General features: G+C 42.8%; 23 protein-coding genes, 6 tRNA genes and 3 pseudogenes. 23 read left to right on the top strand and 9 right to left on the bottom strand.

Annotation, left to right across the window (positions count from 1 at the left end):
• The first annotated feature begins 5 nt into the window (after positions 1–5).
• From AC4CUX_RS01095 to AC4CUX_RS01040, 12 genes are all read left to right on the top strand, one after another.
• Positions 6–1,079: an NAD(P)H-dependent glycerol-3-phosphate dehydrogenase gene (locus AC4CUX_RS01095; RefSeq protein WP_004982230.1), complete on the top strand. Its 1,074-nt coding sequence runs from the start codon at positions 6–8 to the stop codon at positions 1,077–1,079.
• A 102-nt stretch (positions 1,080–1,181) separates the two neighbouring features.
• Entirely contained in the window at positions 1,182–1,637 is a 456-nt protein-coding gene (gene sixA / locus AC4CUX_RS01090) for a phosphohistidine phosphatase SixA (RefSeq protein ID WP_201951870.1), read from the top strand.
• Between the two features lie 29 nt (positions 1,638–1,666).
• Positions 1,667–2,806 carry a type II secretion system protein GspL gene (gene gspL, locus AC4CUX_RS01085; protein WP_201951867.1) on the top strand — a complete coding sequence of 380 codons (1,140 nt, stop codon included), beginning with the start codon at positions 1,667–1,669 and terminating at the stop codon, positions 2,804–2,806.
• A complete protein-coding gene (locus AC4CUX_RS01080) occupies positions 2,806–3,285 on the top strand; it encodes a type II secretion system protein M (protein WP_201951864.1) in 480 nt (159 codons plus the stop codon). Before gspL ends, AC4CUX_RS01080 begins: the two co-directional genes overlap by 1 nt.
• Before the next feature lie 90 nt (positions 3,286–3,375).
• Positions 3,376–4,386 (top strand): quinone-dependent dihydroorotate dehydrogenase, encoded by a 1,011-nt coding sequence (locus tag AC4CUX_RS01075; RefSeq protein ID WP_201951861.1) that lies wholly within the window; start codon positions 3,376–3,378, stop codon positions 4,384–4,386.
• Entirely contained in the window at positions 4,383–4,967 is a 585-nt protein-coding gene (locus AC4CUX_RS01070; RefSeq protein WP_004696270.1) for a CvpA family protein, read from the top strand. Before AC4CUX_RS01075 ends, AC4CUX_RS01070 begins: the two co-directional genes overlap by 4 nt.
• Before the next feature lie 24 nt (positions 4,968–4,991).
• On the top strand, positions 4,992–6,527 hold the full coding sequence (purF, locus tag AC4CUX_RS01065) for an amidophosphoribosyltransferase (RefSeq protein ID WP_004696272.1): 1,536 nt from the start codon (positions 4,992–4,994) through the stop codon (positions 6,525–6,527).
• An 87-nt stretch (positions 6,528–6,614) separates the two neighbouring features.
• Positions 6,615–8,501: a M48 family metalloprotease gene (locus AC4CUX_RS01060; protein ID WP_201951858.1), complete on the top strand. Its 1,887-nt coding sequence runs from the start codon at positions 6,615–6,617 to the stop codon at positions 8,499–8,501.
• Positions 8,502–8,633: 132 nt separating this feature from the next.
• Entirely contained in the window at positions 8,634–9,299 is a 666-nt protein-coding gene (locus tag AC4CUX_RS01055; RefSeq protein ID WP_201951855.1) for a hypothetical protein, read from the top strand.
• A gap of 2 nt (positions 9,300–9,301) precedes the next feature.
• Positions 9,302–10,270: a 2-hydroxyacid dehydrogenase gene (locus AC4CUX_RS01050; RefSeq protein ID WP_201951852.1), complete on the top strand. Its 969-nt coding sequence runs from the start codon at positions 9,302–9,304 to the stop codon at positions 10,268–10,270.
• Between the two features lie 84 nt (positions 10,271–10,354).
• Positions 10,355–11,794, top strand: coding sequence for a M48 family metalloprotease (locus tag AC4CUX_RS01045; protein ID WP_201951849.1), 1,440 nt, complete (start codon positions 10,355–10,357; stop codon positions 11,792–11,794).
• 172 nt (positions 11,795–11,966) lie between these two features.
• Positions 11,967–13,057 (top strand): IS4-like element ISAba1 family transposase gene (locus AC4CUX_RS01040; protein ID WP_490792115.1). Its coding sequence is split into 2 segments (ribosomal slippage): positions 11,967–12,507 and positions 12,507–13,057, totalling 1,092 coding nucleotides; the frame shifts between segments, so codons are not numbered across the junction.
• Positions 13,058–13,152: 95 nt separating this feature from the next.
• On the opposite strand, the gene AC4CUX_RS01035 is transcribed toward AC4CUX_RS01040, so the two are convergent.
• Positions 13,153–13,599, bottom strand: a complete 447-nt coding sequence (locus AC4CUX_RS01035; RefSeq protein ID WP_004982206.1) for a GatB/YqeY domain-containing protein — start codon at positions 13,597–13,599, stop codon at positions 13,153–13,155.
• Positions 13,600–13,632: 33 nt separating this feature from the next.
• Positions 13,633–13,848 carry a 30S ribosomal protein S21 gene (rpsU, locus tag AC4CUX_RS01030; RefSeq protein ID WP_001136722.1) on the bottom strand — a complete coding sequence of 72 codons (216 nt, stop codon included), beginning with the start codon at positions 13,846–13,848 and terminating at the stop codon, positions 13,633–13,635.
• Positions 13,849–13,993: 145 nt separating this feature from the next.
• On the opposite strand from rpsU, the gene tsaD reads away from it, so the two are divergent.
• Entirely contained in the window at positions 13,994–15,010 is a 1,017-nt protein-coding gene (gene tsaD, locus AC4CUX_RS01025; RefSeq protein WP_176537941.1) for a tRNA (adenosine(37)-N6)-threonylcarbamoyltransferase complex transferase subunit TsaD, read from the top strand.
• A gap of 485 nt (positions 15,011–15,495) precedes the next feature.
• On the top strand, positions 15,496–16,167 hold the full coding sequence (locus tag AC4CUX_RS01020; protein ID WP_201951846.1) for an isochorismatase family protein: 672 nt from the start codon (positions 15,496–15,498) through the stop codon (positions 16,165–16,167).
• Here the strand turns inward: AC4CUX_RS01020 and AC4CUX_RS01015 are convergent.
• The 5 genes and pseudogenes from AC4CUX_RS01015 to AC4CUX_RS00995 all read right to left on the bottom strand — a co-directional run.
• Positions 16,164–16,391: pseudogene (locus AC4CUX_RS01015) on the bottom strand (transposase domain-containing protein); the annotation flags it as partial. The gene AC4CUX_RS01020 and the pseudogene AC4CUX_RS01015 sit on opposite strands and share 4 nt — an antisense overlap.
• Before the next feature lie 104 nt (positions 16,392–16,495).
• Positions 16,496–18,157: a group II intron reverse transcriptase/maturase gene (gene ltrA / locus AC4CUX_RS01010; RefSeq protein WP_005167203.1), complete on the bottom strand. Its 1,662-nt coding sequence runs from the start codon at positions 18,155–18,157 to the stop codon at positions 16,496–16,498.
• 576 nt (positions 18,158–18,733) lie between these two features.
• Positions 18,734–20,113 (bottom strand): annotated as a pseudogene (gene tnpC / locus AC4CUX_RS01005) (IS66 family transposase); the annotation flags it as partial.
• 74 nt (positions 20,114–20,187) lie between these two features.
• Complete coding sequence (tnpB, locus tag AC4CUX_RS01000; protein WP_004642106.1) at positions 20,188–20,523, bottom strand: IS66 family insertion sequence element accessory protein TnpB; 336 nt, start codon at positions 20,521–20,523, stop codon at positions 20,188–20,190.
• A pseudogene (locus AC4CUX_RS00995) lies at positions 20,520–20,621 on the bottom strand (IS66-like element accessory protein TnpA); the annotation flags it as partial. The pseudogene AC4CUX_RS00995 and the gene tnpB, both read right to left, overlap by 4 nt.
• 73 nt (positions 20,622–20,694) lie before the next feature.
• Here AC4CUX_RS00995 and AC4CUX_RS00990 point away from each other — a divergent pair.
• A protein-coding gene (locus AC4CUX_RS00990; RefSeq protein ID WP_085947913.1) for an IS4-like element ISAba1 family transposase occupies positions 20,695–21,785 on the top strand; the annotation gives its coding sequence in 2 pieces (ribosomal slippage) (positions 20,695–21,235 and positions 21,235–21,785; 1,092 coding nt in all).
• Here the strand turns inward: AC4CUX_RS00990 and AC4CUX_RS00985 are convergent.
• Positions 21,727–22,092: a transposase gene (locus AC4CUX_RS00985; RefSeq protein WP_490792114.1), complete on the bottom strand. Its 366-nt coding sequence runs from the start codon at positions 22,090–22,092 to the stop codon at positions 21,727–21,729. The two genes, AC4CUX_RS00990 and AC4CUX_RS00985, sit on opposite strands and share 59 nt — an antisense overlap.
• Positions 22,093–22,379: 287 nt before the next feature.
• Positions 22,380–23,252 (bottom strand): ATP-binding protein, encoded by an 873-nt coding sequence (locus AC4CUX_RS00980; protein ID WP_010327089.1) that lies wholly within the window; start codon positions 23,250–23,252, stop codon positions 22,380–22,382.
• Positions 23,253–23,456: 204 nt separating this feature from the next.
• On the opposite strand from AC4CUX_RS00980, the gene AC4CUX_RS00975 reads away from it, so the two are divergent.
• From AC4CUX_RS00975 to AC4CUX_RS00940, 8 genes are all read left to right on the top strand, one after another.
• Complete coding sequence (locus tag AC4CUX_RS00975; RefSeq protein ID WP_201951843.1) at positions 23,457–24,968, top strand: DUF3336 domain-containing protein; 1,512 nt, start codon at positions 23,457–23,459, stop codon at positions 24,966–24,968.
• On the top strand, positions 24,943–25,767 hold the full coding sequence (locus AC4CUX_RS00970) for a serine/threonine-protein kinase (RefSeq protein WP_201951840.1): 825 nt from the start codon (positions 24,943–24,945) through the stop codon (positions 25,765–25,767). The genes AC4CUX_RS00975 and AC4CUX_RS00970 overlap by 26 nt, the downstream gene beginning before the upstream one ends.
• A 107-nt stretch (positions 25,768–25,874) precedes the next feature.
• Positions 25,875–25,959: transfer RNA gene (locus AC4CUX_RS00965), tRNA-Leu, on the top strand.
• 35 nt (positions 25,960–25,994) lie between these two features.
• Positions 25,995–26,068: transfer RNA gene (locus tag AC4CUX_RS00960), tRNA-Trp, on the top strand.
• A gap of 33 nt (positions 26,069–26,101) precedes the next feature.
• A tRNA-Leu gene (locus tag AC4CUX_RS00955) sits at positions 26,102–26,186 on the top strand.
• 189 nt (positions 26,187–26,375) lie between these two features.
• Positions 26,376–26,460 (top strand) — tRNA-Leu (locus AC4CUX_RS00950).
• Positions 26,461–26,495: 35 nt separating this feature from the next.
• A tRNA-Trp gene (locus AC4CUX_RS00945) sits at positions 26,496–26,569 on the top strand.
• Between the two features lie 33 nt (positions 26,570–26,602).
• A tRNA-Leu gene (locus AC4CUX_RS00940) sits at positions 26,603–26,687 on the top strand.
• Positions 26,688–26,784: the final 97 nt, after the last annotated feature.

Genomic DNA, 26,784 nt, shown 5'->3' with positions numbered 1-26,784 from the left:
AAATAATGTCAGAGTTAAAATTTTCAGATTTGGTTGAACCTGTAGCAGTAGATCAAAAAACGGCACTACGTATTACAGTTTTGGGTGGAGGTAGTTTTGGGACGGCCATGGCGAATACCGCGGTTCGCAATGGCTGCGATACCATGATTTGGATTCGTGATGAAGCGGTTGCGGCTGATATCAATGCGACGCATGTGAATAAACGCTATTTGCCCGATTTTAAACTTGAAGATGGTTTACGTGCAGTTTCAAATATAGAAGAGGCTGTTCGTGATCGCGACATTATTTTGGTGGCGATTCCGAGTCATTCTTTCCGTGATGTCCTTAAACAAATTAAACCGTTTATTACTTCGCAAGCAGTGGTGTCTTTGACCAAGGGTATTGAAGCGAATACTTTTAGTTTTATGAGTGATATTATTCGCTCAGAGTTACCAGAAGTGCCTTATGGCGTGTTATCTGGGCCAAACTTAGCCAAGGAAATTGTGGCAGGACAACCGGCTGGGACGGTCATTGCAAGCCAGTCTGACTTAGTGCGTTACGCTGTACAACAAGCTTTGCATAGTGCCTTGTTCCGTGTTTTCGCCAGTGATGATGTGCATGGTGTAGAACTCGGCGGTGCGCTTAAAAACATTTATGCGGTTGCGATGGGAATGGCAGCTGCATACAAAGTCGGTGAAAATACCAAGAGTATGATTTTGACTCGTGCTTTGGCGGAAATGAGTCGTTTTGCTGTGAAGTTAGGGGCAAATCCACTGACTTTCTTAGGTTTGTCTGGTGTCGGAGATTTATTCGCAACCTGTAGCAGCCCACTGAGTCGTAACTATCAAGTCGGTTTTGCACTGGGGCAAGGCAAGAGCTTGGAGCAGGCAACCACTGAATTGGGACAAACAGCAGAAGGCATTAACACCATTGTGCAAGTCAAAGCACGTTCTGAAGAGTTGGATGTGTATATGCCGATTACCAGTGCTTTATACAGTGTTATTTTTGAAAATGCGCCACCAATGACAATTGCATTATCCTTAATGAAAAATGGACACCGAAGTGATGTGGAGTTTGTTTTGCCGCATCATGAGGTTTAAAGTCAATTAAAAAACGAAATAAAATGAGCGTTTAAGTGGGTAGAATGACTGAATTGTCATAAAAATTAATTAAAATAATCAGGATTTGAATAAGGATTTTTTATGCAACTGACTTTGGTCCGTCATGGCGAAGCTGCACCACCGATCATGGGGAATGACACTAAACGCCCACTCACTGAACGTGGGCATGCACAGGCAGAGCAAACTGCTGACTTTTTAAAGTCACGGATTCAACCTGATGTCTTTGTGGTTAGCCCCTTACTGCGTGCGCAGGAAACATTGGCACACATTAAACAGCACTTTGCGGATGTGCCTGTCGTAATCTGTAATACCATTAAGCCAGATGATGATGCAAAAGTGGCTGTGGAATGGTTATCACATTTGCCGTACGAGTCTATTGTGGTGGTGTGCCATATGAATGTAGTGGCGCATATGGCCTCGATTTTGGTGACAGAATCTTTCAATCCTTATGCTTTGGCTGAAGCGCGGATTTATGAGCAAGCAGTTATCGCGGAAGGCTTGTCGACACAAACAAAAGCATTTATACCTAGCATATAAAAACCAATTAAAACGGCAGAATATAATACATGTTGCAAATTTGGGTGCCCGAAGCCGATGGAACATGGCACTGGTCTATAGGGGAAAGATGGCAATCTGCTCATACACTTGAGCAATTGATCCAAGATATACAAGCGCATCATGGTGAGGAAGCAACTGTTTTCTTTCCAAGCCGTGATGTGCAAATTATTCAGCAAAATATGCCTAAGGCCCAATACAAGCAGTTGGGGGCTGAAGGTGTGAAGTATTTGCTCGAAGAATATGTATTGAGCTCAATCGATCAGATGAAAGTATTACATCACTTTCAAGCGCCTGAACAACTCACTGTTTTGGGTATTTCAAAGCATCGTTTAGAGACTTTGCAGCATGCCTTGAGTTTGATTCCTGTGAAGCTGGTCAGTCTATTGCCTGATTTTCTGATTTTGCCTGTACCTGACGCAGAACAGGTAATCTTGGGTTGTATTGAAGAGCGACTCTTATTTCGCGCTAATGCTTGGTTGGGCGGATCAATTGATGATCTTGCTGTATTTTTAGATTATCAAGCAGCCAATCAAAAATATAAGATTTGTAACTTGAGTGCTTCACACATGGATAGCTTAAACGCCAGTGTGACGCAGGAGCAGCTTGAGTCTTTCCATTATGAATGGGTGGTATTGCCAAGAGCAAAACAGCATCCATGGAATCTTTTGCCGAAGGTGAAAGAGCAACATGTTTCAACGGGCTATTGGAAAGCCTGTGCAGCGGTATTGGTTGCGTTGATTGTGACCCAACTGACCTACGATGCGACGCGTTGGTATCAAAATAAAAAGCTTGCAGAGCAAGTGGCTGTTCAGGCGGTCGATCAATTTAAATATTGGTTTGGTGTGAATTATCCTGTGAGCGAGCAAACCTTGCGGAGCCAGTTTGAATATCAGCTGAATATGAATAAACAAGCGGATGCTCAAGCTTTGTCTTTATTGAGTCGTGTTGGCCCTGTGCTCATGCAACAGCAAATTGTGGCGAATCAGGTGGTTTATGAAGCGAATAGCCTAAATATGCAACTTAAAGCCAATTCGGCAGAGGCTTTACAGACACTCACTCAGCAGCTTAATCAACAGGGTTTTCAGGTTGAATTAGGCAATATTCAGCCGACCACGGGTGGGGCAATTGGAATGGTGAAAATACAATAATGAAAGCCATGCAAAATTTACAAACTGTTTTGGATCAGCGTTTAGAGCTGATCAGTACTTATTTTGATCGTCTTACACCGCGCGACCGTGTATTGGCTATTTTCTTGGTTGTTTTTGTATTGGTGAGCTCGATAGGGGCTGCACTTTGGTATACCCATGCTGCGGCAGAAAAACAGCAAAAACGCGTGAACCAGCTCAAAGAAACCATGACATGGATGCAGAGCAATGCAGTCACCATGAAATCGAGCTCAGATGGACAACTAACCCCGATGGAGCAGATCCAACGTATTGCACAGCAGCAAGGTTTGTCGGTTGCTTCGCAGCAGAATGCTGAACAAATTCAGTTGGTCGTAAGCCACGCAAACTATGTAGTGTTAGCCAACTTTTTGACCCAACTAACGCAAAATGGTTTGAGTATTGAAAAAATGGAGTTGGTCTCAGATGCAGGGCAGATTAAATTATCGGCGAGCGTGAAATAATCGCTAAAAATAAAGCCAGACGAAGCATGGTGTTTTAGCGAGGCTATGCCTATAATATGGCGACTTAAAAAGCAGTAGACTTTTACAGATATGTTGTATTCTCTTGCCCGCCCTTTGTTGTTTACTTTAGCACCAGAGCGTGCACATGAGCTAACACTATCGCTATTGAAATCAACGCATAAGCTAGGCTTACTGCGTCAAAATATAGCGGCTAAACCGGTGACATGTATGGGCATCGAGTTCCCCAATCCTGTGGGTTTGGCTGCTGGTCTAGATAAAAATGGTGCTTATATTGACGCACTGGCAGGTCTAGGGTTTGGTTTTATTGAAATTGGAACCATTACTCCGCGTCCACAGCAGGGCAATCCTCTACCGCGTTTATTCCGTATTCCACAAGCTAAAGCCATTATTAACCGTATGGGTTTTAACAACGATGGCGTGGATCAACTGATTGAAAATGTCAAAGCAGCAAAGTTTAAAGGTGTTTTGGGGATTAATATTGGTAAAAATGCGGATACCCCAGTCGAAAAAGCAGTAGATGACTATCTCATTTGTTTAGAAAAAGTCTATAACTATGCGTCTTATATTACTGTCAACATTTCTTCTCCAAATACTAAAAACCTGCGTAGTTTACAAAGTGGTGATGCTTTAACCGAGCTGCTAGAAACGCTGAAAAAACGTCAGTTAGAATTGGCTGAAGAGCAGCAGCACTATGTACCCTTGGTGCTGAAAGTTGCGCCGGATTTGGAAGCGGAAGATATTCAATTTATTGCGAAACAATTGCTTCAGTTTAAAATTGATGGGTTGATTGTGACCAATACGACTTTGTCTCGTGAAGGGGTGGAAAACTTACCTTTTGGTGATGAAGCGGGTGGTTTATCTGGTGCGCCTGTGTTTGAGAAAAGTACAGCGTGTTTAAAAGCCTTTGCTGAGGTTTTAAAAGGTCAGATTCCTTTGATTGGTGTGGGTGGGATTTTGTCGGGTGAGCAGGCGCTTGCAAAACAAAATGCAGGGGCAAACCTTGTACAAGTTTATAGTGGCCTCATCTATACAGGACCAACCTTAATTCAAGACTGCGTCTCTGCAATGAAAACAACATGAATGCCATTGATATCTTCATATTGATTGTATTGCTCATTGGAGGGCTCAACGGTTTGCGTCAAGGATTTGTTAAAGCCTTTGCGAACTTGATAGGATGGATTTTAGCGCTGATTGTTGGTGCTAAATTTGCAAGCGTCCTAGCACCTTCGATGGTCTCACTCAGTGAGGATCCAGTGGTTCAAAAAATTGCAGCTTTTGCATTTATTGTATTGGTTATTGTGGTTTTGACGTGGATTGTCACGGCATTACTGAATAACATATTGAAGAGTTTAAAACTCGGGCCTTTGAATCGATTAGCCGGCGGTGCTTTTGGTTCATTAAAAGGGTTGTTAATTGTTCTGATTACGATGCAAGGTGTCGGGTCTTGGGTTGAAAGTTCTCCATATTGGAGACAATCTAAATTTGTCCAAACACTTTTGCCTTATGCGCCATGGGCGATGGAGCTTTCTAAAGAAGCTGCAAGCGAGGCGATGTCACATATCAAGTCTAAAGATACGCATGTATCTTCAGATTCTTCACCGAAAATTTCCTCGAAAAATGCTGAGGGACAGGGTGAGTCAACAAATAATCCTTTTTATTAATCCTAGCTTGTCTGCGAGGTTGCTATGTGTGGAGTAGTTGGTATAGCTGGTAAATCAGCTGTTAACCAAATGTTGTTTGATGCATTAACGATGTTACAACATCGTGGGCAAGATGCAGCTGGGATAGTAACCTGCCACGAAGGTCGTTTATTTTTACGTAAAGACAATGGCATGGTTCGTGATGTGTTCCACACTCGCCATATGCGTGCATTACAAGGTAACTATGGTATTGGGCATGTGCGTTATCCTACTGCGGGTTCATCGAGCAGCGCTGAAGCGCAGCCCTTCTATGTGAACTCACCTTACGGGATCACGTTAGCGCATAATGGTAACTTAACCAATGCTGAAGAAATTCATGACGACCTGTTTAAAACAGACTTACGTCATATGAATACGGATTCAGACTCAGAAGTACTGTTAAACGTGTTTGCGCATGAGTTGCAAAAACGCGGCAAATTGATGCCTACAGCAGACGACATTTTTCATGTAGTTAGTAAAGTACATGAACGCTGTAAAGGTGGTTATGCTGTAGTTGCAATGCTTACTGGGCATGGCTTAGTGGGCTTCCGTGATCCAAATGGTATTCGTCCACTGATTTACGGTTCGCGTGAAACTGATGCGGGTATGGAATATATCATTGCATCTGAGTCTGTCGCTATTACGGCACTTGGCTTTAAAGTTGAGCGTGATATTGCGCCGGGTGAAGCGATCTTTATCGACTCACAAGGGCAGATGTTTACCAAGCAGTGTGCTGAGGCGCCTGAATACCGCCCATGTATTTTTGAATATGTTTACTTTGCGCGTCCAGATGCGATCATTGATGGCATTTCAGTCTACAAAGCACGTTTAAAAATGGGCGAAAAGCTTGCTCAAAAAATCTTGACGGAGTGGAGTGAAGAGCATGATATCGATGTCGTGATCCCAATTCCAGATACCTCTCGTACCTCTGCACTTGAACTTGCAAATATGTTGGGCGTGAAGTTCCGTGAAGGCTTTATGAAGAACCGCTACATTGGCCGTACCTTCATTATGCCGGGTCAGCAATTGCGTAAAAAATCAGTACGTCAAAAGTTGAACCCTGTTGAGCTTGAGTTCCAAGGTAAAAATGTACTTTTGGTGGATGACTCAATTGTGCGTGGTACTACGTGTAATGAAATTATCCAAATGGCACGTGATGCGGGTGCGAAAAAAGTATTCTTTGCTTCTGCTGCGCCGATGGTGAAATATCCAAACGTGTATGGCATTGATATGCCAGCAAAAGAAGAGTTGATTGCATCTGAGCGTACAGTTGAAGAAATTCGTGAAATTATTGGTGCAGATCGTCTAATTTTCCAAGATTTGGAAGACTTAAAAGCAGCTGTGCGTACCAGCAAAGTGCCAGATTTACAAGAGTTTGACTGCTCGGTATTTGATGGTAAATATGTTGCTGGTGGTATCGATGAAGCTTATTTAGATGAATTACAAGCGAAACGCCGTGAAACATCGAAAAAGAAAGACAGCTATATTGATGTCAATATTGATGCAGCTTCCGTTGATTTGACGGGTGTGAAAGAAGTCTAATTGATTCAGATTTGAGAAAAGCGGGAGTTTCCCGCTTTTTTCATTTATGATGGTTTGATTCAAACAATGTAAGAAAAGGGATTTACATTGAAGGGTGTAAGTTATTCAATCATAAAGAATAAAAACATGTTGTGGTCTGCCAGTATCTGTTTGCTAGCGGTACTTTTGTCGCTATTTATTTTAAATACTGTTACTGGACTGCTGGTTTTTTATTTTGATTCGAGTCAAAGCATTTTTTGGCATAGCTTGAGTATTTATATCATTGGTTTATTGTTCTTGGTGATGAGTTATTCCGTGGTGTATGAGCTGTATGTGTTTCGTTCAGGTGGACATAGTCTGGCCAAGCAACTGCGTGCACGACGTCTAAGTTTGATTGAAAGTACACCTGAAGAAAGTATTGCACTGAAAATTACAGAAAAACTAGCGGATACTTTTTTAATTGCAACACCTGCTGTCTATGTTTTGCCCGATGAGGTGGGGGTAAATGCCTTAACCGCTGGTTTTTATCCCAAAGATATTGCGATTATTTTAACGTGGGGCGCACTGCAAAACCTCGATGAACTTGAGCTGACGGGGTTATTGAATCATGAGTTTAATCAAATTTTATCTGGTGAGACCGCTGAAAATACACGGCTAAAAATTTTATATAGTGCCCTCACCACCTTTAGTCAGTGGGGCAGTAAAATTGCTAAATTGGGATTTTCAACTCATCATAAAAAGTCGCAAAGTTTTGAAACTACTTTTGTCGCAACAGGTGGTGTGATCTGGTTGATTGGTAGTTTGGGGGTGCTGGTTACCCGCTGTATTAAGTTTCTGACGTTGGGGGGGCGTACTTTAAAAAATGATATGAAAACACGTCGTCTGATGCAAAATGATGCCAATATTCAAACCTTGATGCGAATCTATGTGCATCACGCAGGTTCGCAAATTCACAGTGAATATTCTGAGTCGATTGCACACATGTGTTTTGCCAACTCATTAAGTGCGCAAAGTTGGATGAATATTCATCCAAGTATTGAAGAACGTATTTATGAAATGAATCCGAATTTGGTTCAAGACATACAGTTAGAAAACCTAGAAAAACTGCGCAACCGTCCGCTATTTGGCTTGTTTCGTTCCTTAGAAGAGCAGTACGCGGATTTTCAAGCCCCTTGGACTTCACCGCAGCCTTTGCCCTTATTAAGACTGTCTCCGATTAGTTTTGCCATTAAAGATGCGATTAAACCGCTTAACCCTGAAGTACGTGCGCATATTGAACGTCCAGAGCTAATTCAGCGTGCTTTACAGACCGCAACAGGTTCACGCGAGCTGATGGTCGCGATTTTAATGATTCGCCAATTCCGTGAGTTTATTCCTGCTGAGGCTGAAGTGAGTCGTGCCATTGTTGATTCATTGTTAAACCTAGATGGTCGTGTTCATATTTCAATTTTCCATGAGGCATGCCGAAATATTGGTGGTATGCCAGCAACAATTGCACGCCAGTTTTTATTAAAGTTGGCGAGAATTATTCAGGAAGATGGTGAAATTGGACTGTTGGATGCGCTGTTGCTCGAACGGGTTAAGTTTGAGCTGAATCTGTTGCCTGTACATACACCTGCGGCCCTAGATGAAGTTAAACCACAGATTGTGCGTTTAATTGATGCTTTGTTACATGTTCAACAAATCAATAGTGAAACACAGCTGGAGGTACGAGAGAAAATTTTACGCCGAGTTTTAACTGTGCAAGAGTTGGAGCAGTATGCGGAAATTTCAGATGAGCCGATTGATTTAGCTGAAATTTTAAATGATATGGCGGGGCTACTGCTGCGGGATCGTTTGAGTATTTTGGGGGTGGCTGAAATTTGTCTATGGAATGACCGCATTATTACTCAAGATGAGCAGGATGTTTTGGAGTTGCTTTATTGGCGTCTCGGTTTTGACAGTGAAGAGATCGTTGAACAAATGCAAAAGAAGAATCGCTTGATGATTGTTTAATTGAGTGGTGAATTTTGTCTTTAGCATGCTCTCGATGTTTGCATACTGTCTATGCGAATAAAGTGTGAAAAGAACAGCATCTCTAAGCATTTCTCGATAGAATATGCACTGAATGAAGTGTGAAGGTAAAAGATGATCGGGCATCAGCGTGAGGTTTTGGCGAGTTTAGGAATTGATTTGTGGGTTCCTGCTTTTTTGCCGTCTCAACAAAATGCAACCACATCGATTTGGCGAGATCAAAGCACGACTGAGATTATTTCTGAAATTGTGCGACCTCAATCTCAGCCCGAAGCCAAAAGCATTTCTGAACATCCACTTGTACAGAATAAGCTTCCACATCAAGCGCCTCCTGCTGAAATTGCAACGCAGCCGATTGAACAAGAAGTTGTTACAGCATTAAAAGAAGAAATTGTCCGAGAGGCCATCCATGTTGAGGCTTTTCAGTTGCAAGCTATTGCCTTGGAGCACTGTGCCTTGGTCATTGAAGCGACACAATTGAGCTTGGAGCAGCAACAGCTGTGGCAAAATATTGTGCAAGCCTTACCAGCGCAAAAGTATGCGCTGAATTGGCCTTTTCCTTTGTTGAACTTACAAGATGGGCGCGGTGTTCAGAGTTATATTCAAGGTTTCATTGATGGTGTAAGTCAGGGTAAAACTGTTATTGCATTGGGCTTTATACCAAATGCTAATAGTATAAAAGTCACACAATCAGCAAGCTTACAAGAAATGCTTGATCAGCCATTACTTAAAAAAGCCCTGTGGCACATGATGCGAGCAAAACAACAAAATATGGAATAGGTATGAAACAGAAAGTCGTTGTTTTTAGTCAAATAGATGCAGAAGTATTACAGTGCTTAGAGCAGCGTTATCACGTGGTGGTCATCAACCCGAAAGCAGGTGATGTAAATACGCAAATCCGTGAGCAAGTTGCGAATGCGGATGCCATGATTGGTGCAGGGCGTTTACTGAATCAAAACAACCTAAAAACTGCGAAACAGCTCAAAATTATATCTAGTGTTAGTGTTGGCTATGACAATTATGATCTGAACTACTTAAACCAAGCAAAAATTTGGCTCAGCCACACCCCTCATGTGCTAACTGAAACCACTGCCGATTTGGCCTTTACGTTGTTGATGAGTGCGGCGCGTCAAGTGCCTTATTTGGATCAATGGACCAAAACTGGTCAGTGGTCGCGTACTGTCGGGCAGGCACAATTTGGTCAGGAAATTTTTGGTCAAACATTGGGTATTATTGGCTTAGGAAATATTGGTGCGGCAATTGCGCGACGTGGTTTTCATGGTTTTAATATGAATATTTTGTATCACGGGCGCCGAGAAAAATTAGAATTGGCTCAGCCATTAAATGCACGTTTTTACGAATTAGATGAGCTGTTGGAGCAATCGGACTTCATTGTTGTGGCGGTTGATCTAAACGCGAATACGCAGCATTTGATTGATGCAGAAGCATTTAAGAAAATGCAATCTCATGCCGTCTTTGTAAATATTTCGCGTGGTGCCGTAGTAGATGAGCAGGCACTCATTCAGGCCTTGGAGCAAAAGCAAATTTTTGCAGCTGGGTTGGATGTTTATGAAAAAGAACCCTTGCAAGATTCAGCACTGTTCCAGCTGCATAATGTGGTAACGCTGCCGCATATTGGTTCTGCAACGTCTGTAACACGTAAAAAAATGTCAGAGTTGGCTTACCAAAACTTGGTGAAAGCATTGGAAGGTGGTCAACCTCAATATGTGGTGAATCCTGAATTTAGATAAAGAATTGATAACACTTCATTGCATTTTCATTCAATTATCAATGTTATAGTCATTCGATTCCTTTAAATAAAGTCGGGGTGAGGGTTGAAGCGTTTTCTGTGTGCGTGCAGTTTAAGTCTTATTTCGACTGTTGGTTTTGCAGAAGGTCAATTTCTTACGAATGCACCACAGTTTAATGTGCCTGAGATTGGTTCGGGTATAGGTTTTATTGATCAATATAACGAGCGCTATATTGGTGAAAAAGTTTATCGTGAAGTACAGCGTCAGCTACCTGTTACGCAAAATCCGTGGCTAGAAGATCAACTGATGAATGCTTTTTCAAGCATTTTGAGTCAAACCCAGCTTGGTCAACCCATAGGTCTGGTGGTCATTAATGACCCGCAAATTAATGCCTTTGCAGTTCCGGGTGGTTTGTTTGCCTTAAATGCAGGCTTGATTACCAATGCCAATAATATGGATGAAGTTGCCGGCGTAATGGCGCACGAAATTGCGCACGTCACACAGCGCCACTACAGTCGTTCGCAAGAGGCGTTTAAGGGGCAGGGATTACTCGCGCTGGCAGGGATTTTGGTTGGTGCTTTGGTTGCATCTCAAGCCGATGGTGATGTCGGTTCTGCAGTCATGGTTGGTACGCAAGCCGCACTCATGGACAAGCAGTTGTCTTATAGTCGTAACCAAGAGCGTGAAGCTGACCGTATAGGAATGCAGTACATGTATAGCGCTGGTTATAACCCACAAAGTATGGCTGATTTTTTTGAAGTGATGCACCGTGCAACCAGTCGAGTGAGTTTTTTACCTGACTTTTGGTTTACACACCCACTCACGACTGAGCGAATGAGTGAGGCAAGGCTTAGAGCGAATCAGTTGCCTAAAGTGAAATCTACTTGGCGTGATGAAGACTTTGAAATCTTGAAGCTGTATACCGTGGTGATCTCGAATCAGGCGACAGAACAGCAATTGCAGATGCTGGTGAGTCGTAATAGTTATGCAGCCCAACTGGCTTTGGCTAGTTTTTATCTCAAACAAGGTGACTATAAACTTGCTCAACAAGTGTTAGATCAAGCCAAGTCACATCAGAAATTACATAATTTACAAACCTTGATCCAAACTGATATTTTGCTTGGACAAAATCGAGTGAATGAGGCTCTAACAGTGATTCAATCACCTGCGAGTATCATGCCTGAAAATCGGGCTTTAAATTATAAATTGGCTGAAGTTTACATTCGTCAGAATCGACCTGAGCTTGCGCAGCCTGTACTCAATCGGTTTTTGAAAAATAATCCGCGTGATGTGAATGCGTGGAGACTGATGCAGCAAGCAGCGAGTTTGGATAAAAAGTCGCCAATCCATACCATTAATGTTTTGCGTTATCGGGCTGAAGTGCAGTTCTGGTCGGGTTTTGAAGAAGAAGCGATTAAATCTTTATTGCATGCTCAGCGTTTAGCGAAAGATAATGAATCAATGTCAGCGACCATTAAAACGCGTTTAACCCAAATGCAAAAGGATCGACAATTTAGAGCTTAGAAAAGTGGTATTGCAAATAGAGAGGTAAAACAGAGATGAGTCAGGAGCTGTTTTAAAGCTGAGAATGAATAGATAAAATAAAAAAAAGAATAATAATTTTTCTCTGTACACGACAAAAATAGATAACTCATTGAAATAATGTCATAATAATTGTTTTCTAACGACGAATACTATGACACATCTCAATGAGTTATATCTTATCTTAAACAAATCTCTAAAATGGAACAAGTCACATTTAAAGTGCTTTGCGCTCATCATGCTTGTGATTATTTTAAAGCAAACATGTAATCTTTCTTCTGCATCTAAAGCCTTGCCCATCAAGTGCTTACCACAATCATTTTATCGACGTATGCAGCGCTTCTTTGCAGGTCAGTATTTTGATTATCGTCAAATTTCTCAGTTGATTTTCAATATGTTTTCATTCGACAAAGTGCAACTGACTTTAGATAGAACCAATTGGAAATGGGGAAAACGAAATATTAATATCCTGATGCTTGCGATCGTTTATCGTGGAATAGCGATACCTATCGTTTGGACATTACTTAATAAACGTGGAAATTCAGATACGAAAGAGCGCATTGCTTTGATTCAACGCTTTATAGCCATTTTTGGTAAAGACCGTATTGTGAATGTGTTCGCAGACAGAGAGTTTATCGGTGAGCAGTGGTTTACATGGTTAATTGAACAAGACATCAACTTCTGCATTCGTGTTAAAAAAACTTCATTGTCACCAATCATTTAGGAAAGAATCATAAAATTAGTGATTTATTTCGCCATCTTAAAGTTGGTCAAATTGAATGTCGTAAACGACGGATTTTGGTTGGTCGGGTGAAACTATATATAAGTGCACTACAGTTAGAAAATGGAGAGCTTTTACTCGTCGTTTCTCCTCAGTTTAATGCCAATGCTATTGAGGATTATGCATTACGCTGGGAAATTGAAACCTTATTCAGTTGTCTCAAAGGACGCGGGTTTAATCTTGAAAATACGCGCTTGACAGACCCTAGACGAGTGAAAAAATTGATTGCGGTGTTAGCTATAAGCTTCTGTTGGTGTTACTTAACGGGTGAATGGCAACATGATCAAAAAAAAGCGATAAAAATAAAGAAGCATGGACGACTCTCAATGAGTTTATTTCGCTATGGTTTAGACTATGTTCAAATGGCGATTCAGCGTTTAATTGGTTTTGGGAAAAAAGAAGAGTTTAAGGAGATTTTGGCAATTTTAAGAAGGCAGAATCCTGATAGGATAAGGGTTCTGTGAAATTTGTCGTGTACAGAGATAATTTTTATATAGAGTAGAACTTTGAACTGCCTTTTTAAGGTCAGTTCAACGTAATCGATTTGAAAATTTTTAAATTAAGCCAGTTTTGCTTTAATTTTTGCTGAAACTTGAGAAGGATCGGCGCGCCCGGCTATGAGCGGACGCAGAGAATTCATCACCTTACCCATATCTTTCATGCTAGTAGCTTCTTGCGCTGCAATCGTTTGCGCAATCATGGAATCAAGTTCTTCCTCAGTCATAGCTTCTGGTAGAAATTGAGATAAAACCTCAAGTTCGGCTTGTTCCTTACTAGCTAAATCTTCTCGACCAGCGCCTTCAAAGGCTTTGATCGATTCTTTACGTTGTTTAATTTGTTTTTCAATGACCGCAAGAACTTGAGCGTCGTCAAGTTCTTTGCGCTCATCGACTTCGATTTGCTTAATTGCCGCCTGTAGACCACGAATTACCGTTAACTTATCCATTTCTTTAGCACGCATAGTGGCTTTCAAAACTTCAGTTATTTGGCTTTTTAAAGTAGTCATTATTTAGTCCAGGCAGTCAATCACAAATTAATCTTAGTAAAGGCGAGTAGTACGTACTGATTCACGCGCCAATTTCTTTTGGTAGCGTTTAACAGCAGCAGCTTTTTTGCGCTTACGTTCTTGAGTTGGTTTCTCGTAGAATTCGCGCTTACGAACGTCAGCTAAAACGCCCGCTTTTTCGCATGAACGTTTGAAACGACGGATAGCTACGTCTACTGGTTCGCCTTCTTTCAATTTAACTTGTGGCATGAAGAATCCTCATTAAGTTATGGATAAGATCTGGGCGACATTGCCCTGATCACAAGTGAAGGTCAGTATTTTACTCATTTACATCTCATACCACAAGTCTATAATGGTTCACGCAATAGATTTGATACAGGTTATAGGCAGTTTAATGATCGTTTTAGGCTTAGAAACATCTTGTGATGAAACAGGACTTGCCCTTTATGACAGCGAGTCGGGTTTGCGTGGGCAAGTGCTGTACAGCCAAATTAAACTGCATGCAGAGTATGGTGGTGTGGTACCAGAGTTGGCATCGCGGGACCATGTGCGTAAGCTGATTCCATTGATGAATCAACTGCTTGAAGAAAGTGGTGTAAAAAAATCTGAAATTGATGCCGTGGCATATACGCGTGGCCCAGGTTTGATGGGCGCGCTGATGACAGGTGCGCTGTTTGGTCGAACTTTGGCCTTTGCTTTAAATAAACCTGCAATTGGTGTGCATCATATGGAAGGGCATATGTTGGCACCACTTTTATCTGAAATGCCGCCAGAATTTCCTTTTGTAGCACTTTTGGTCTCAGGTGGACATTCTCAACTGATGGCTGCCTATGGTATTGGGCAGTATGAATTGTTGGGTGAATCAATTGATGATGCTGCAGGTGAGGCCTTTGATAAGGTTGCGAAAATGATGGGATTACCGTATCCAGGTGGCCCAAATATTTCAAAACTGGCTGAGCAAGGTGATCCGAATGCCTTTGCTTTCCCACGTCCAATGCTGCATCAAGGTTTGGAGTTTTCATTTAGTGGTTTAAAAACAGCCGTATCTGTGCAAATGAAAAAACTCGGTGACGAAAACCGTGATGCGGATATTGCAGCGAGTTTCCAAGAAGCCATCGTGGATACCTTAGTTAAAAAATCTGTGAAAGCGTTGAAGCAAACAGGTTTGAAACGTTTAGTGATTGCAGGTGGTGTCAGTGCAAATAAACGTTTACGTGAGCGTTTGGAAGCAGATTTAACCAAGATTCGTGCTCAGGTTTACTATGCCGAACCTGCACTTTGTACAGACAATGGTGCCATGATTGCTTTTGCTGGTTATCAGCGCTTAAAAGTAGGGCAGCATGACGGTTTGGCTGTAACGACAACACCACGCTGGCCAATGACTGAGTTGACCAATCCCAGTGAAGTCTAAGACTTTCATTTGATCAGTTTAAAGCCCGACTAAATGTTGGGCTTTTTTACATTTAGGTCTTACCAAAGGGCTGTTAAAAATGCTCTGCTTAGACTTTAAAAATATTTTTGACTTACTTAAATGTAGCTTAGCATCAAGTTAAAAGTATTTACCCATAGGTTTATCCATAGAAATTGGGGATAAGTATGCCTAGCGTAGTTTTTGATTGATCTCAAGAGATTAAGACTTTGAGTATTTCTGAATTTAATTAAATTTTTATTTCTATACGAGGATAAAACTCAAAGCCACGAAGGCCAATTACAACACGTAATATGATTTAGCTTCCTGAGCTTAAGGATATTCTTTAGTTTATATGAAAGGCAGATATAGATTTCATTAAAAATATCTTGGTCGTATAAATCTCAAAGCTATGACGGTCTGTCTTAGGAACTTTCATTACAACAATGGAAGTACATAATTAGAAGAAAATTTTAGAGGTGTTACCCATGGCGGCTACTAATGGAATGCTAGACCCTGATGATTCGATAATTCTACTGATTGATCATCAAAGTGGACTTTTTAATACCGTACGCGATGTACCTGTACCCGACTTACGCAATTATGTGATTGCAATTGCAAAAGCAGCAACTTTATTAAATATACCTGTAATTACCACGGCTTCTGTACCTGACGGCCCAAATGGTCCTCTAATCCCTGAAATTCACCACTTTGCTCCGCACGCAGTTTATGTACCACGGACTGGACAAATTAATACTTGGGACAATCCCTTATTTGTAGATGAAGTTAAAAAAACGGGTAGGAAGACACTGATTATTGCTGGAACGCTGACCAGTGTATGTATGACTTTCCCTGCTGTAAGCGCTCGTAAAGAAGGTTATAACGTTTATTGTGTTGTGGATGCATCAGGCAACTGGAGTAAATTAGCTACAGATACATCAATTGCTCGTGTGACCCAAGCGGGCGCAATTCCAACCGATACTTTTGCAATCGTGGCCGAGTTAATGCGTACTTGGAACTGTCCAGAAGGCTACCGTTTTGCTGAAATTCTTTCAGATCATGTCTGCCCAGAATATAAATGCTTAATGGAGAGTTATGCAAAAGCACAAGCTGTGGTTAAAGATGGTAAGCGTCCGCTGAACCCCATGTCTATTTTTTAATTTGAGTTGGATTTCCAGCGGTGTGGTAGCAATTCTTCTATTTGGGTCACTTTATGGGTCGGCAATCTTTTCAGCACATCACTTAAATAGGCATACGGATCCAACCCATTCAGCTTTGCTGACTGGATTAAAGTCATGATGTTTGCCGCTCGCTGACCACTACGCAGCGAACCTGCAAATAACCAGTTCTTACGTCCCAACGCCCAAGGCCGCACCTGGTTGTCGGGTAGTCAGACGCAGTTACCTACGTCCAACCCCCTAAGAACCGTGCATGCGAGTTTCCCAGCACACGGCTCAAGCCTCTGCTAAGGCGCCATTCGGCACCCGGTTATACATCGTTGACATTGGCAAACTGAACACTCCTCGGACAATACAGATGGTAAATCTCAAGATTAGCAACTGCATCCGTTCCACCATGACTTAGCTTCACAATATGACGGCTGTGCCATGGTGTATCTTTGGTGACTGGTTTAAGACAGGCGCAGCAGCGACCACCTTGTTTTAGCCACACCCGATACAGCTTGGCTCGCCCCTTTGCGGAGACCAGCATTCTTTTACCCCATCGGGATTCGAAGTACTCATCCCATGCGGGGTCATGAGGGTTAGCAGCAGCCTTGATCTTGATATGTCGCACAATTGGCGTGTCCGAGGCAGACACTAATGTGTATTGTCGCTTCCGACCATCGGCGGACTGTTCATCACATGAGAACACCCATCGACGCGCTCCTTGTACTTTGAAATACCGATCTTTGACCCATCGGAGTGTCTTGCGAGGGTGGCGACGTACAGCCCATCGCCAGAGCATTTCCCACACTGCGTTGTCTACCTGGTTGAAAACCTTCTTGGCAACGACATGACTGTGATAGTTGGCCCAACCCCTTAGAATCGGGTTGAGCAAACCGATCAAAGTGGCCTGTCGTGTCGCTTTGTTTGCATTGATTAATGCTCGCAGCTTGTCAAGATGAGCGCTGATGTTTGCCTTTGACGGCTTGATCAGTAGCTTGCCGTTGTACTTACGTACGTTCCAGCCAAGAAAATCGAACCCGTTCCCTATGTGCGTGATTTTGGTCTTTTCCTGAGAGAGCACGAGACCGCGCTGCGCCAGAAATTCAACCACGGCAGGACGAACTTCATTTTCGAGCCACTCTTTAGAATACCCCGTGATGATGAAATCATCCGCATACCGTACCAGTTGCAGCTTTTTGCCTGTCCATTTGGCGTTAGAGAACCTCTTCGCCAGCATCGTTTCCAGTCCGTCCAAGGTCATGTTGGCCAGCACCGGGGAGATAATACCTCCTTGCGGTGTTCCGGAAAGACTGGGAAACAGCTTGCTTTGGTAGACGTAACCGGCTTTGAGCCATTTCCGTAGAATCACCTTGTCCATTGGGAGGTTGGCGATCATCCAGTCATGGCTGATATTGTCGAAACAGCCTTGAATGTCACCCTCTAGCACCCACTCCGCACTTACTTTTCTTGACAGCACACCAAAGCACTGTGCTGCAGCATCCGCGGTTGAGCGTTGCGGTCTGAACCCATAAGAGTTCCGATCAGCGATGGTCTCCGCGATGGGTTCCAAAGCCAGCAGATGGAGCGCCTGCATGGCCCGGCATTTCATCGTGGGTATCCCGAGAGGTCTCATCTTGCCATTTTTCTTCGGAATAAGGACTCTCCGAAGCGGAAGGGGCGTGTAACCTCGCCTCTTCAACGACATCATCGCACCGGTCTTGGCCTTGGGTGTATTCCAAGTCACCTTGTCGACCCCAGCCGTGTTTTTGCCTTTGTTTTCAGACACTCGTTTGACGGCCAATGCTTTGCCACTAAACGAGTGAGTCAGCAGCCATTGCAAAGCTTTCGCCTTGTTATGCCTGCCGTCTTGTACCGCCTTCACAATACGCGCTTGCAGCCCTCTGACATGACGCTGTACAGCAATCCAATCGATGCTGTCCCACGATGTGCTGGAAGGTGCACACGCTGATACTGCTGCATTCATTTGCTCTCCCTCCATTAAAAGGGTTCTACACACTCTCTTGTGATGAGAGACCATAAGGACGTCAGCCCGCTTTCGCGTGGGGTAATGTTTCAACCTCTATCCAACCCATTACAGACTGGCATTCGCTTTTTCCTCGTTCCTTCGCCCGCATCACCATGGGCAGTTTTTGCAAACTGCTTTCCCAATGGGAGTAATACGGGATTTCCACGTTCCGCTTACTGAAGTACATCGGCTTAGGTGCCTGCTATCGACCGGGAGGCGTATGGGTCACGAATGCGTAGTCGAAAGACGCAATTCCCACCTCCATTACCGTTTTGGTTCGAGCGTATCAGCCATTTCCGCTCGTTCAACTTAACGATCGTTACGCAGATTCACATGTGTTCACCATACCGATTATCTAGCCCTTGTCCGGCTATGGCTGCCAGAAGGGTACGCCTCTCACGATTGATACCCCGCACCTTGCGGTGCCTCGTTACATTGTCGAAGGCGCTCTTTATTCAGCCTTCTAGATTCACCCGGTGACACGGGTGGTTCCCGCAGGGGGGAACAACTTCATTAAGCGACTTCGTGTCGCACTTCCACCCAATTATTGCAAATCGGTAGATTGCCATCATCCAGATAGCGGCTTAAAGCTGGCCAACGCTTCAGAGTGTAATTGATGGCCTTGGCGGTTGGAGAACTCGATGGCACCGTCAGTTGATGCTGGTTGAGCCATTCATACAGTTGTTGCATCACCGGTTGACTATGCTGTTGTCGGTATTCGCGGCGCTGTTCTGCTGTACCATCGGTCTTTCTCCTGAGTTCTGCTTCTATGGCATACAGTTTCTGAATCAGCACTAAGGCCTGTTCAGCGACCTGACTTTTCTTGGTCACATGCAGTTCATGGAATTTACGACGAGCATGCGCCATGCAGCCCACCTCAATGACTTGGCCTGATTTAAAGCGTGCTTTATAACCACTGTAATCATCACAGACCAGATGGCCCTGCCAGTCTTTCAGGAACGCTTCAGCATGCTGGCCTGAACGACTATCCTGAAAGTCATAAATCACGGCTTGAATTGGATTATATTGGGTTGTTGCATAGGCCCAGACATAACCTTTCTTCGGTTTTTTCTCATCATCACTCATCCGCATGATGGTGACCGGCGTTTCATCGGCATGGATCACCCGCTGTTGCAGCACCACCTCTTTTAAAGCATTGGCCAGAGGTTCCAGTTCTACACCGCAGCGACCTATCCAGTCAGATAAAGTTGATCTAGAAAGCTCGATTCCCGCCCGCTGATAGATCAGACGTTGACGGTACAGCGGTAAATGATCTGCGTATTTCGAGACCAACACATGGCTAAGCAGTTCAGGACTGGCAATGCCTTTATCAATCACATAGGCGGGCATCGCTTGCTGAGTCAGTGTGTCACACTGATCACAGACCCATTTGCCACGCACATGCTGTTCCTTATAGAACTGTGCCGGTCTGAAATGTAGTTTTTCACTGATATCTTCGCCGATACGACGCAAGGTGCAGCCACAAGCACATTGGGTTGATGTTGGTTCATGCTCGATACGGATGGTGTGTAGATGATCGGGCAGCAGTCGACGTTTAGGTTTGTTGACTGTGGCTTTGTGTGTCGCTGCATCAGTTTTATCTGCATTCAGCCGTTCCAGTTCCAGATCAACAGCGGCAATATCTTCTTCGACCGCTTCATCCCACAGATGGATTTGTTTTGCGGTGAGATGTTCGTTTTTACTGCCAAATTTGTGCTGTTTAAATAGTGCGAGCTCATGCTCGTATTTTTGCGTGAGAATGGAAAGATGTTGAACTTTGGCATCCAATTGCTGGTTTGATTTTTCTAATTCTTGATTTGATTGTGCCAAAGACTGATGCTGCATTGCCAACTGCCGGGTAAATTCCAGCAGTTGTTCATGGGTCAGTTGGCTTAAATCAGGCAGCGTATTCATGACCGCAGTATGCCTGAGGTCATGACGCAGAGGAAATAGAACGTTTGGAGAATAGCAGAATGGACCAAGCTAGTTTAGAGCATCGTCACCACCTGCTGTCGTCCAATGCGCTGCCAAGGCAAACCCTGGATCAGTGCCTGTAACTGTTCTGGGCTGAGGGCTACACTTTCACCCTGGTGAACTTTAGCCCAGTGAAATTTTCCCTGTTCCAACCGCCGGGCACACAGCCAGATGCCCAGTCCATCATGTACCAGCACTTTCATGCGATGGCCACGTTTATTACAGAACAGGTAAGCACAATGCGGTTTGATGTAGCCAAAGGCTCTCACCACCTGAGCCATGGCCGTATCCATACCTGCACGCATGTCCATGGGCTGAGTAGACAACCAGATTTCATCGATACGGATCATGTTGTAAGTGCCTTGAGTAATTCTGCTAAAGCAGATATTTCTGATACTTGCCATTTCAAGCCAATTTCTGCTTTTGAGTGGGGTAAAGTAATTTGAACCGCTCTGTACACGACAAAAATAGATAACTCATTGAAATAATGTCATAATAATTGTTTTCTAACGACGAATACTATGACACATCTCAATGAGTTATATCTTATCTTAAACAAATCTCTAAAATGGAACAAGTCACATTTAAAGTGCTTTGCGCTCATCATGCTTGTGATTATTTTAAAGCAAACATGTAATCTTTCTTCTGCATCTAAAGCCTTGCCCATCAAGTGCTTACCACAATCATTTTATCGACGTATGCAGCGCTTCTTTGCAGGTCAGTATTTTGATTATCGTCAAATTTCTCAGTTGATTTTCAATATGTTTTCATTCGACCAAGTGCAACTGACTTTAGATAGAACCAATTGGAAATGGGGAAAACGAAATATTAATATCCTGATGCTCGCAATCGTTTATCGTGGAATAGCGATACCTATCCTTTGGACATTGCTTAATAAACGTGGAAATTCAGATACGAAAGAGCGCATTGCTTTGATTCAACGCTTTATAGCCATTTTTGGTAAAGACCGTATTGTGAATGTGTTCGCAGACAGAGAGTTTATCGGTGAGCAGTGGTTTACATGGTTAATTGAACAAGACATCAACTTCTGCATTCGTGTTAAAAAAACTTCATTGTCACCAATCATTTAGGAAAGAATCATAAAATTAGTGATTTATTTCGCCATCTTAAAGTTGGTCAAATTGAATGTCGTAAACGACGGATTTTGGTTGGTCGGGTGAAACTATATATAAGTGCACTACAGTTAGAAAATGGAGAGCTTTTACTCGTCGTTTCTCCTCAGTTTAATGCCAATGCTATTCAGGATTATGCATTACGCTGGGAAATTGAAACCTTATTCAGTTGTCTCAAAGGACGCGGGTTTAATCTTGAAAATACGCGCTTGACAGACCCTAGACGAGTGAAAAAATTGATTGCGGTGTTAGCTATAAGCTTCTGTTGGTGTTACTTAACGGGTGAATGGCAACATGATCAAAAAAAAGCGATAAAAATAAAGAAGCATGGACGACTCTCAATGAGTTTATTTCGCTATGGTTTAGACTATGTTCAAATGGCGATTCAGCGTTTAATTGGTTTTGGGAAAAAAGAAGAGTTTAAGGAAATTTTGGCAATTTTAAGAAGGCAGAATCCTGATAGGATAAGGGTTCTGTGAAATTTGTCGTGTACAGAGTTTGAACCGTTAACATGCCAGTAGGGATAGGATCTAATGGTGCGGAGCAAGATAAGGCAATAAATGCAGGTTTATTCGGTAGTAGTGAGCGATCATTCCCTGGCTTAGCATCAATTAAGCGAATCCATTTGGATACAAGATTTGTATTCAATCCATGTTGCAAAGCGACCGAAGCAATTGAAACCTCCGATGCTTTACACGCCTGAACGATCTGCTGTTTAAATTCAGCACTATATGTTCTTCGTTTTATCGTAAGAGATGCGATGGATGTCTGGTTATTTGTAGTCATAAATTTAAGTTCCCACTTGTTTTTAAGTGAGGACTAAATTAAGGCTTATAGGACGAATTCATAAGGTGTGTTCAGCGGACGCTTACTAAAGATGGGCCAGAAACAAACTTAGATAAATATCAATAATCAGATCAAACCTATTTGAACTGATATTTATCCCTAATTTTCAAAGAAATAACCCAAATTCTAATGCGGAATTTGGGTTATTTCTTTGATCAGACTGAACTATTAAAGATAAAAATAATTGAAATAAAATAGATGCTTAAGCGCCGATCAGTATTTTTATCCTAAAGCTGCTTTAATTGTTGTGAACCGACCCAGTGTTTAGAAAATTGATACGCGGCACGTCCAGAGCGTTGTCCACGCGCCTGACACCAACGAAGCGCTTCGGCTCGTACCATATCGTCCATGGCGATTTGAGCTTTTGCTAAGTAGTGCTGCACAATGTCCAAATATAAGTTTTGATCCATCGGATAAAAAGACAGCCATAATCCAAAACGATCGGAGAGTGAAATTTTTTCTTCAATCGCTTCTTGTGGATGTAGTTCAGTGTACTGCGGTACGTCGACCCGAGTTACTGGCGTGTTTTCATGCATAAACTCAGGCAGCAAATGACGACGGTTACTGGTGGCATAAATAATAAAATTACTTGAACCTGACTGCAAAGACCCATCCAGCACACTTTTTAAACTGCGATAGTTTTCATCTTCGGCGTTAAAAGCCAAGTCATCACAATACACAATAAACTTTTCAGGGCGCTCTGCAATTAGCTTTTGAATTTCAGGCAGTTCGGATAAATCATCACGTTCAATTTCAATCAGCCTTAAGCCTTGCTCTGCGTATTCCGTTAATAAAGCACGCACAATAGAGGATTTACCTGTACCGCGTGAGCCCGTCAGCAGGACGTCATTGGCAGGTAAACCATTGAGAAACTGTTCTGTATTTTGCAGTACTTTTTCTTTTTGACGCTCAATGCCTTTTAAATCATTTAATTCGATTCGTTTGAGCTGATGAATGGCTTTTAATTCGCCATTTTCCCATTTAAAGGCAATCGCTGAAAAATCAGGTGCTTGTTTAACTTCTGGTAGGCTTTGCTGTAGTTGTTGGAGTACAGTCGATAGTGCTTCTAAGATATTGTTCGGTAGGTCAATGGTCGCCATGATTAATCAGCTTATAATTACACTTGTCGTCGATCTTAACATCCGATTTAGTCGCATCAAACCCTTAAAGCGGTGCAGATTTGCCAATTTTAGGGTTGAAATGATAATTGTAATGCTCACATAATTTGCACATAGTCAGTTAGACTGACGGTTGAACGTGTCAGTGAAATTTTAGGAAAACAAAAAAAGTGGGTGAGGATGAATATGTTGTTTAAAGATTTCACACGGGAAATCAACCCGCACCAAGCCTATCGAATCAAAAAACTGAAAAACCAATTGGCTCAGGCAGACAACTATACTGAGTGGAAAAGTATTGCACTTAGAATTGATGAAGAGTCTGGGGCGCAAGAGTGGAAGTATGACAACTGTTCACCTTATTTTGATGCAGAAGTGATTACCCATCGTTTGGGACTGTTGAAGCGTTATCGCCAACAAAAGCGTATGACCGATTTGATGTACCTGCTACGTGAAGGTCTGAGTTACGATATTGCCAATATTGCTCATCCCATGCTGTTTACTGCAACCTATGTCGGCACCAAAAAGATTATTGAAGACTATATTGAAGAAGTTAGTCGAGGTTTAGCATTTGTAGCATCTACGGATTGCCAGTGTTTAGATAAACAGCAAAAAATTGAATTTTTTCAGCACTGCCAAAAAGCTTTTGGGCAACCAGCCATGATGTTTTCAGGGGGGGCAACATTAGGGTTGTTTCATACAGGTGTGTGTAAGGCTTTGCTTGAGCAAGACCTCATGCCGAAAGTGCTGTCTGGTTCAAGTGCAGGTGCCATTATGACAGCGATGCTGGGGCGAGCAACGCCTGCAGAAATGCTGAGCATCTTAAATGGTGAAAACTTTTTCAACGACGCATTTCAGTTTCGTGGTTTTCGTGAGGTCTTAAAGGGCAATGGTGGCTTAGCGGATGTAAAGCATTTAAAAAACTTTTTAATTGCAAATTTGGGTGACGTTACCTTTGAAGAGGCATTTAAGCAGTCAGGCTTGTATAACAATGTTGCGGTTGCGCCTTATGATGCCTCACAAAATCCACGCATTATGAATACCTTTACTTCACCTGACTTATTGGTGTGGAGTGCGGTGCTCGCGTCTTGTGCAGTGCCGATTCTATTTCCGCCAGTCAAGCTCACCAGTAAACGACATGACGGCTTATATACCCCCTATATGTCTTCTACTCGCTGGGTTGATGGCAGCGTGCGTAGTGATTTCCCGCAGGAAAAAATGGCGCGTTTATATAATTTAAACTACACCATTGCCAGTCAAGTGAACCCGCATGTGGTGCCATTTATGCAGTCGGATGAAGCACGGTTCCGTAAAGATATGTTGAGCTGGCCTGAACGAATTGTACGCAGACAAGGCAAAGTGATTAGTAAAGGGGTGATGGACTTTGCTCGTGAGCGTGTGGGGATGATTCCACCGATCCGCCGTTTACTGGATCATGGCTATGGTGTGGTCGATCAGCGTTATTATGGCGATGTGAACATTGTGGGTAAATATGGCCTGCGTCATTATAGTTATATGCTGCAAAATCCAAGACCACACTTATTTAAACTCTTACAACGTGAAGGCGAACGTGCAACTTGGCCAAAAATCTCAATGATTGAAACACATGCTCGTGTAGGGAAAACCATTCAACATTGTTTAGAGGTCTTAACTGCATTAAATACGGCAGAGATGAATGAATCCGAATTCTTGGCAGTTTGATCGACAAGAATTGAAAACTCTTGCGTTGTCGCTTCATACTCCGACTCAGCGTTTGGGTTGGGGGCGAAGGCTTTATCGCTTTGAAGTTGCAGGGCAGGGGTATTGGTTAAAGTATCAGTCGCTATCAGAGCATGCCGCGCTAATTAACGGCTTTGACGCTGAACTTAGTTTTTATCAACATGCATTTGCGATGCTGCAACTGCAGAAGTTCTTGCCTGAAGTGCAAATCCTTGAAAATTTTGAGTTTCACTCAGAGCAAGTGAAAGTCGCACTCATCTTAAAAAATGTTCCATCATTACTTATGGCGAACCCCCGTCAGTTAAGTCGAGATCATATCATTCATATCATTTTTAAAATGCTGAATGCTGTTGAAGAATTACATCAGATGGGGTGGATTCATGCTGATTTAAAAGCTTCGCATTTTTTGTTAGACGGTTCTACATGTAAATTAATTGATTTTGAGCAGAGCCAAAGAATTGGTGAAACTGCGCGTCAAAAGGCTTTAACAGCGACACCGCGCTATATGGCACCTGAATTATTTCATGGTGAAGCAAAGACCGTACAAACAGACCTATATGCACTCGGGATCATTCTACTTGAGTGGTTGACTGATCAACGTTTGCAGGCAGCAAGCTACCAAGACTGGGCGTATTTACACTGTCAGTCTTTGAATATAGCACTTCCAGAACCTTTTCAGGGTTTTAGTCCACTTTTACAGGGACTTTTAGCTAAGCAACAAAGCCAAAGATGGCAAAATATTATGGCTGCAAAACGATGCTTAATGACTGAAATTGAATGAGAAAAAGCCAAGTATATGATTTTTGTTTCTTATTTAATCAAATGAGTGTGTTTTTCTTAAAAATTGCTTGTCATGCGAAAATGATCCCTATAGTATACACAGCCATTGGGGACGTGGCGAAATTGGTAGACGCACTGGATTTAGGTTCCAGCGCCGCAAGGTGTGAGAGTTCGAGTCTCTCCGTCCCCACCATAAATCATTTGAATTAAGATGGTTTATAAGGCAATAGAGGATTGGTGTAATGGTAGCATGACGGTCTCCAAAACCGTTCGTCAAGGTTCGAATCCTTGATCCTCTGCCAACTTAAAGTCTAACGCAAAGTTAGCACCCTGATGGGGACGTGGCGAAATTGGTAGACGCACTGGATTTAGGTTCCAGCGCCGCAAGGTGTGAGAGTTCGAGTCTCTCCGTCCCCACCATCAGTAATGAAGCAAGGTATTAAGCCTTGCTTTTTTATTGCCTAAAATTTAGTGAAGAACTGAATAGCCTTTTTATACAGATAGAGCATAAAAATAGATTCAACTGCCGATTTTATGACAGAAAAGCGGGTGATTGCTTATAAAAGCGCTTGTCATATAGTGTCTATCGCTATAATATACACAGCCATTGGGGACGTGGCGAAATTGGTAGACGCACTGGATTTAGGTTCCAGCGCCGCAAGGTGTGAGAGTTCGAGTCTCTCCGTCCCCACCATAAATCATTTGAATTAAGATGGTTTATAAGGCAATAGAGGATTGGTGTAATGGTAGCATGACGGTCTCCAAAACCGTTCGTCAAGGTTCGAATCCTTGATCCTCTGCCAACTTAAAGTCTAACGCAAAGTTAGCACCCTGATGGGGACGTGGCGAAATTGGTAGACGCACTGGATTTAGGTTCCAGCGCCGCAAGGTGTGAGAGTTCGAGTCTCTCCGTCCCCACCATCAGTAATGAAGCAAGGTATTAAGCCTTGCTTTTTTATTGCCTAAAATTTAATAGATGATTCATATATAAAAAAAGCCCCTTTAAGGTAATGCCAGT

Source organism: Acinetobacter sp. 231_lipA (genome assembly GCF_058243005.1).
The sequence above is the reverse complement of the archived record's forward strand: the minus strand, read 5'-3'. Positions and strand labels throughout refer to the sequence as shown.

Coding starts and splice junctions, on each gene's coding strand:
- AC4CUX_RS00975 (WP_201951843.1), top strand. CDS start 23,457: ATGTTGTTTAAAGATTTCACACGGGAAATCAACCCGCACCAAGCCTAT.
- sixA (WP_201951870.1), top strand. CDS start 1,182: ATGCAACTGACTTTGGTCCGTCATGGCGAAGCTGCACCACCGATCATG.
- gspL (WP_201951867.1), top strand. CDS start 1,667: ATGTTGCAAATTTGGGTGCCCGAAGCCGATGGAACATGGCACTGGTCT.
- AC4CUX_RS01055 (WP_201951855.1), top strand. CDS start 8,634: ATGATCGGGCATCAGCGTGAGGTTTTGGCGAGTTTAGGAATTGATTTG.
- AC4CUX_RS01080 (WP_201951864.1), top strand. CDS start 2,806: ATGAAAGCCATGCAAAATTTACAAACTGTTTTGGATCAGCGTTTAGAG.
- AC4CUX_RS01020 (WP_201951846.1), top strand. CDS start 15,496: ATGGCGGCTACTAATGGAATGCTAGACCCTGATGATTCGATAATTCTA.
- rpsU (WP_001136722.1), bottom strand. CDS start 13,848: ATGCCACAAGTTAAATTGAAAGAAGGCGAACCAGTAGACGTAGCTATC.
- purF (WP_004696272.1), top strand. CDS start 4,992: ATGTGTGGAGTAGTTGGTATAGCTGGTAAATCAGCTGTTAACCAAATG.
- tnpB (WP_004642106.1), bottom strand. CDS start 20,523: ATGATCCGTATCGATGAAATCTGGTTGTCTACTCAGCCCATGGACATG.
- ltrA (WP_005167203.1), bottom strand. CDS start 18,157: ATGAATGCAGCAGTATCAGCGTGTGCACCTTCCAGCACATCGTGGGAC.
- AC4CUX_RS00970 (WP_201951840.1), top strand. CDS start 24,943: ATGAATCCGAATTCTTGGCAGTTTGATCGACAAGAATTGAAAACTCTT.
- AC4CUX_RS01050 (WP_201951852.1), top strand. CDS start 9,302: ATGAAACAGAAAGTCGTTGTTTTTAGTCAAATAGATGCAGAAGTATTA.
- AC4CUX_RS01075 (WP_201951861.1), top strand. CDS start 3,376: ATGTTGTATTCTCTTGCCCGCCCTTTGTTGTTTACTTTAGCACCAGAG.
- AC4CUX_RS01035 (WP_004982206.1), bottom strand. CDS start 13,599: ATGACTACTTTAAAAAGCCAAATAACTGAAGTTTTGAAAGCCACTATG.
- AC4CUX_RS01095 (WP_004982230.1), top strand. CDS start 6: ATGTCAGAGTTAAAATTTTCAGATTTGGTTGAACCTGTAGCAGTAGAT.
- tsaD (WP_176537941.1), top strand. CDS start 13,994: ATGATCGTTTTAGGCTTAGAAACATCTTGTGATGAAACAGGACTTGCC.
- AC4CUX_RS00980 (WP_010327089.1), bottom strand. CDS start 23,252: ATGGCGACCATTGACCTACCGAACAATATCTTAGAAGCACTATCGACT.
- AC4CUX_RS01070 (WP_004696270.1), top strand. CDS start 4,383: ATGAATGCCATTGATATCTTCATATTGATTGTATTGCTCATTGGAGGG.
- AC4CUX_RS00985 (WP_490792114.1), bottom strand. CDS start 22,092: ATGACTACAAATAACCAGACATCCATCGCATCTCTTACGATAAAACGA.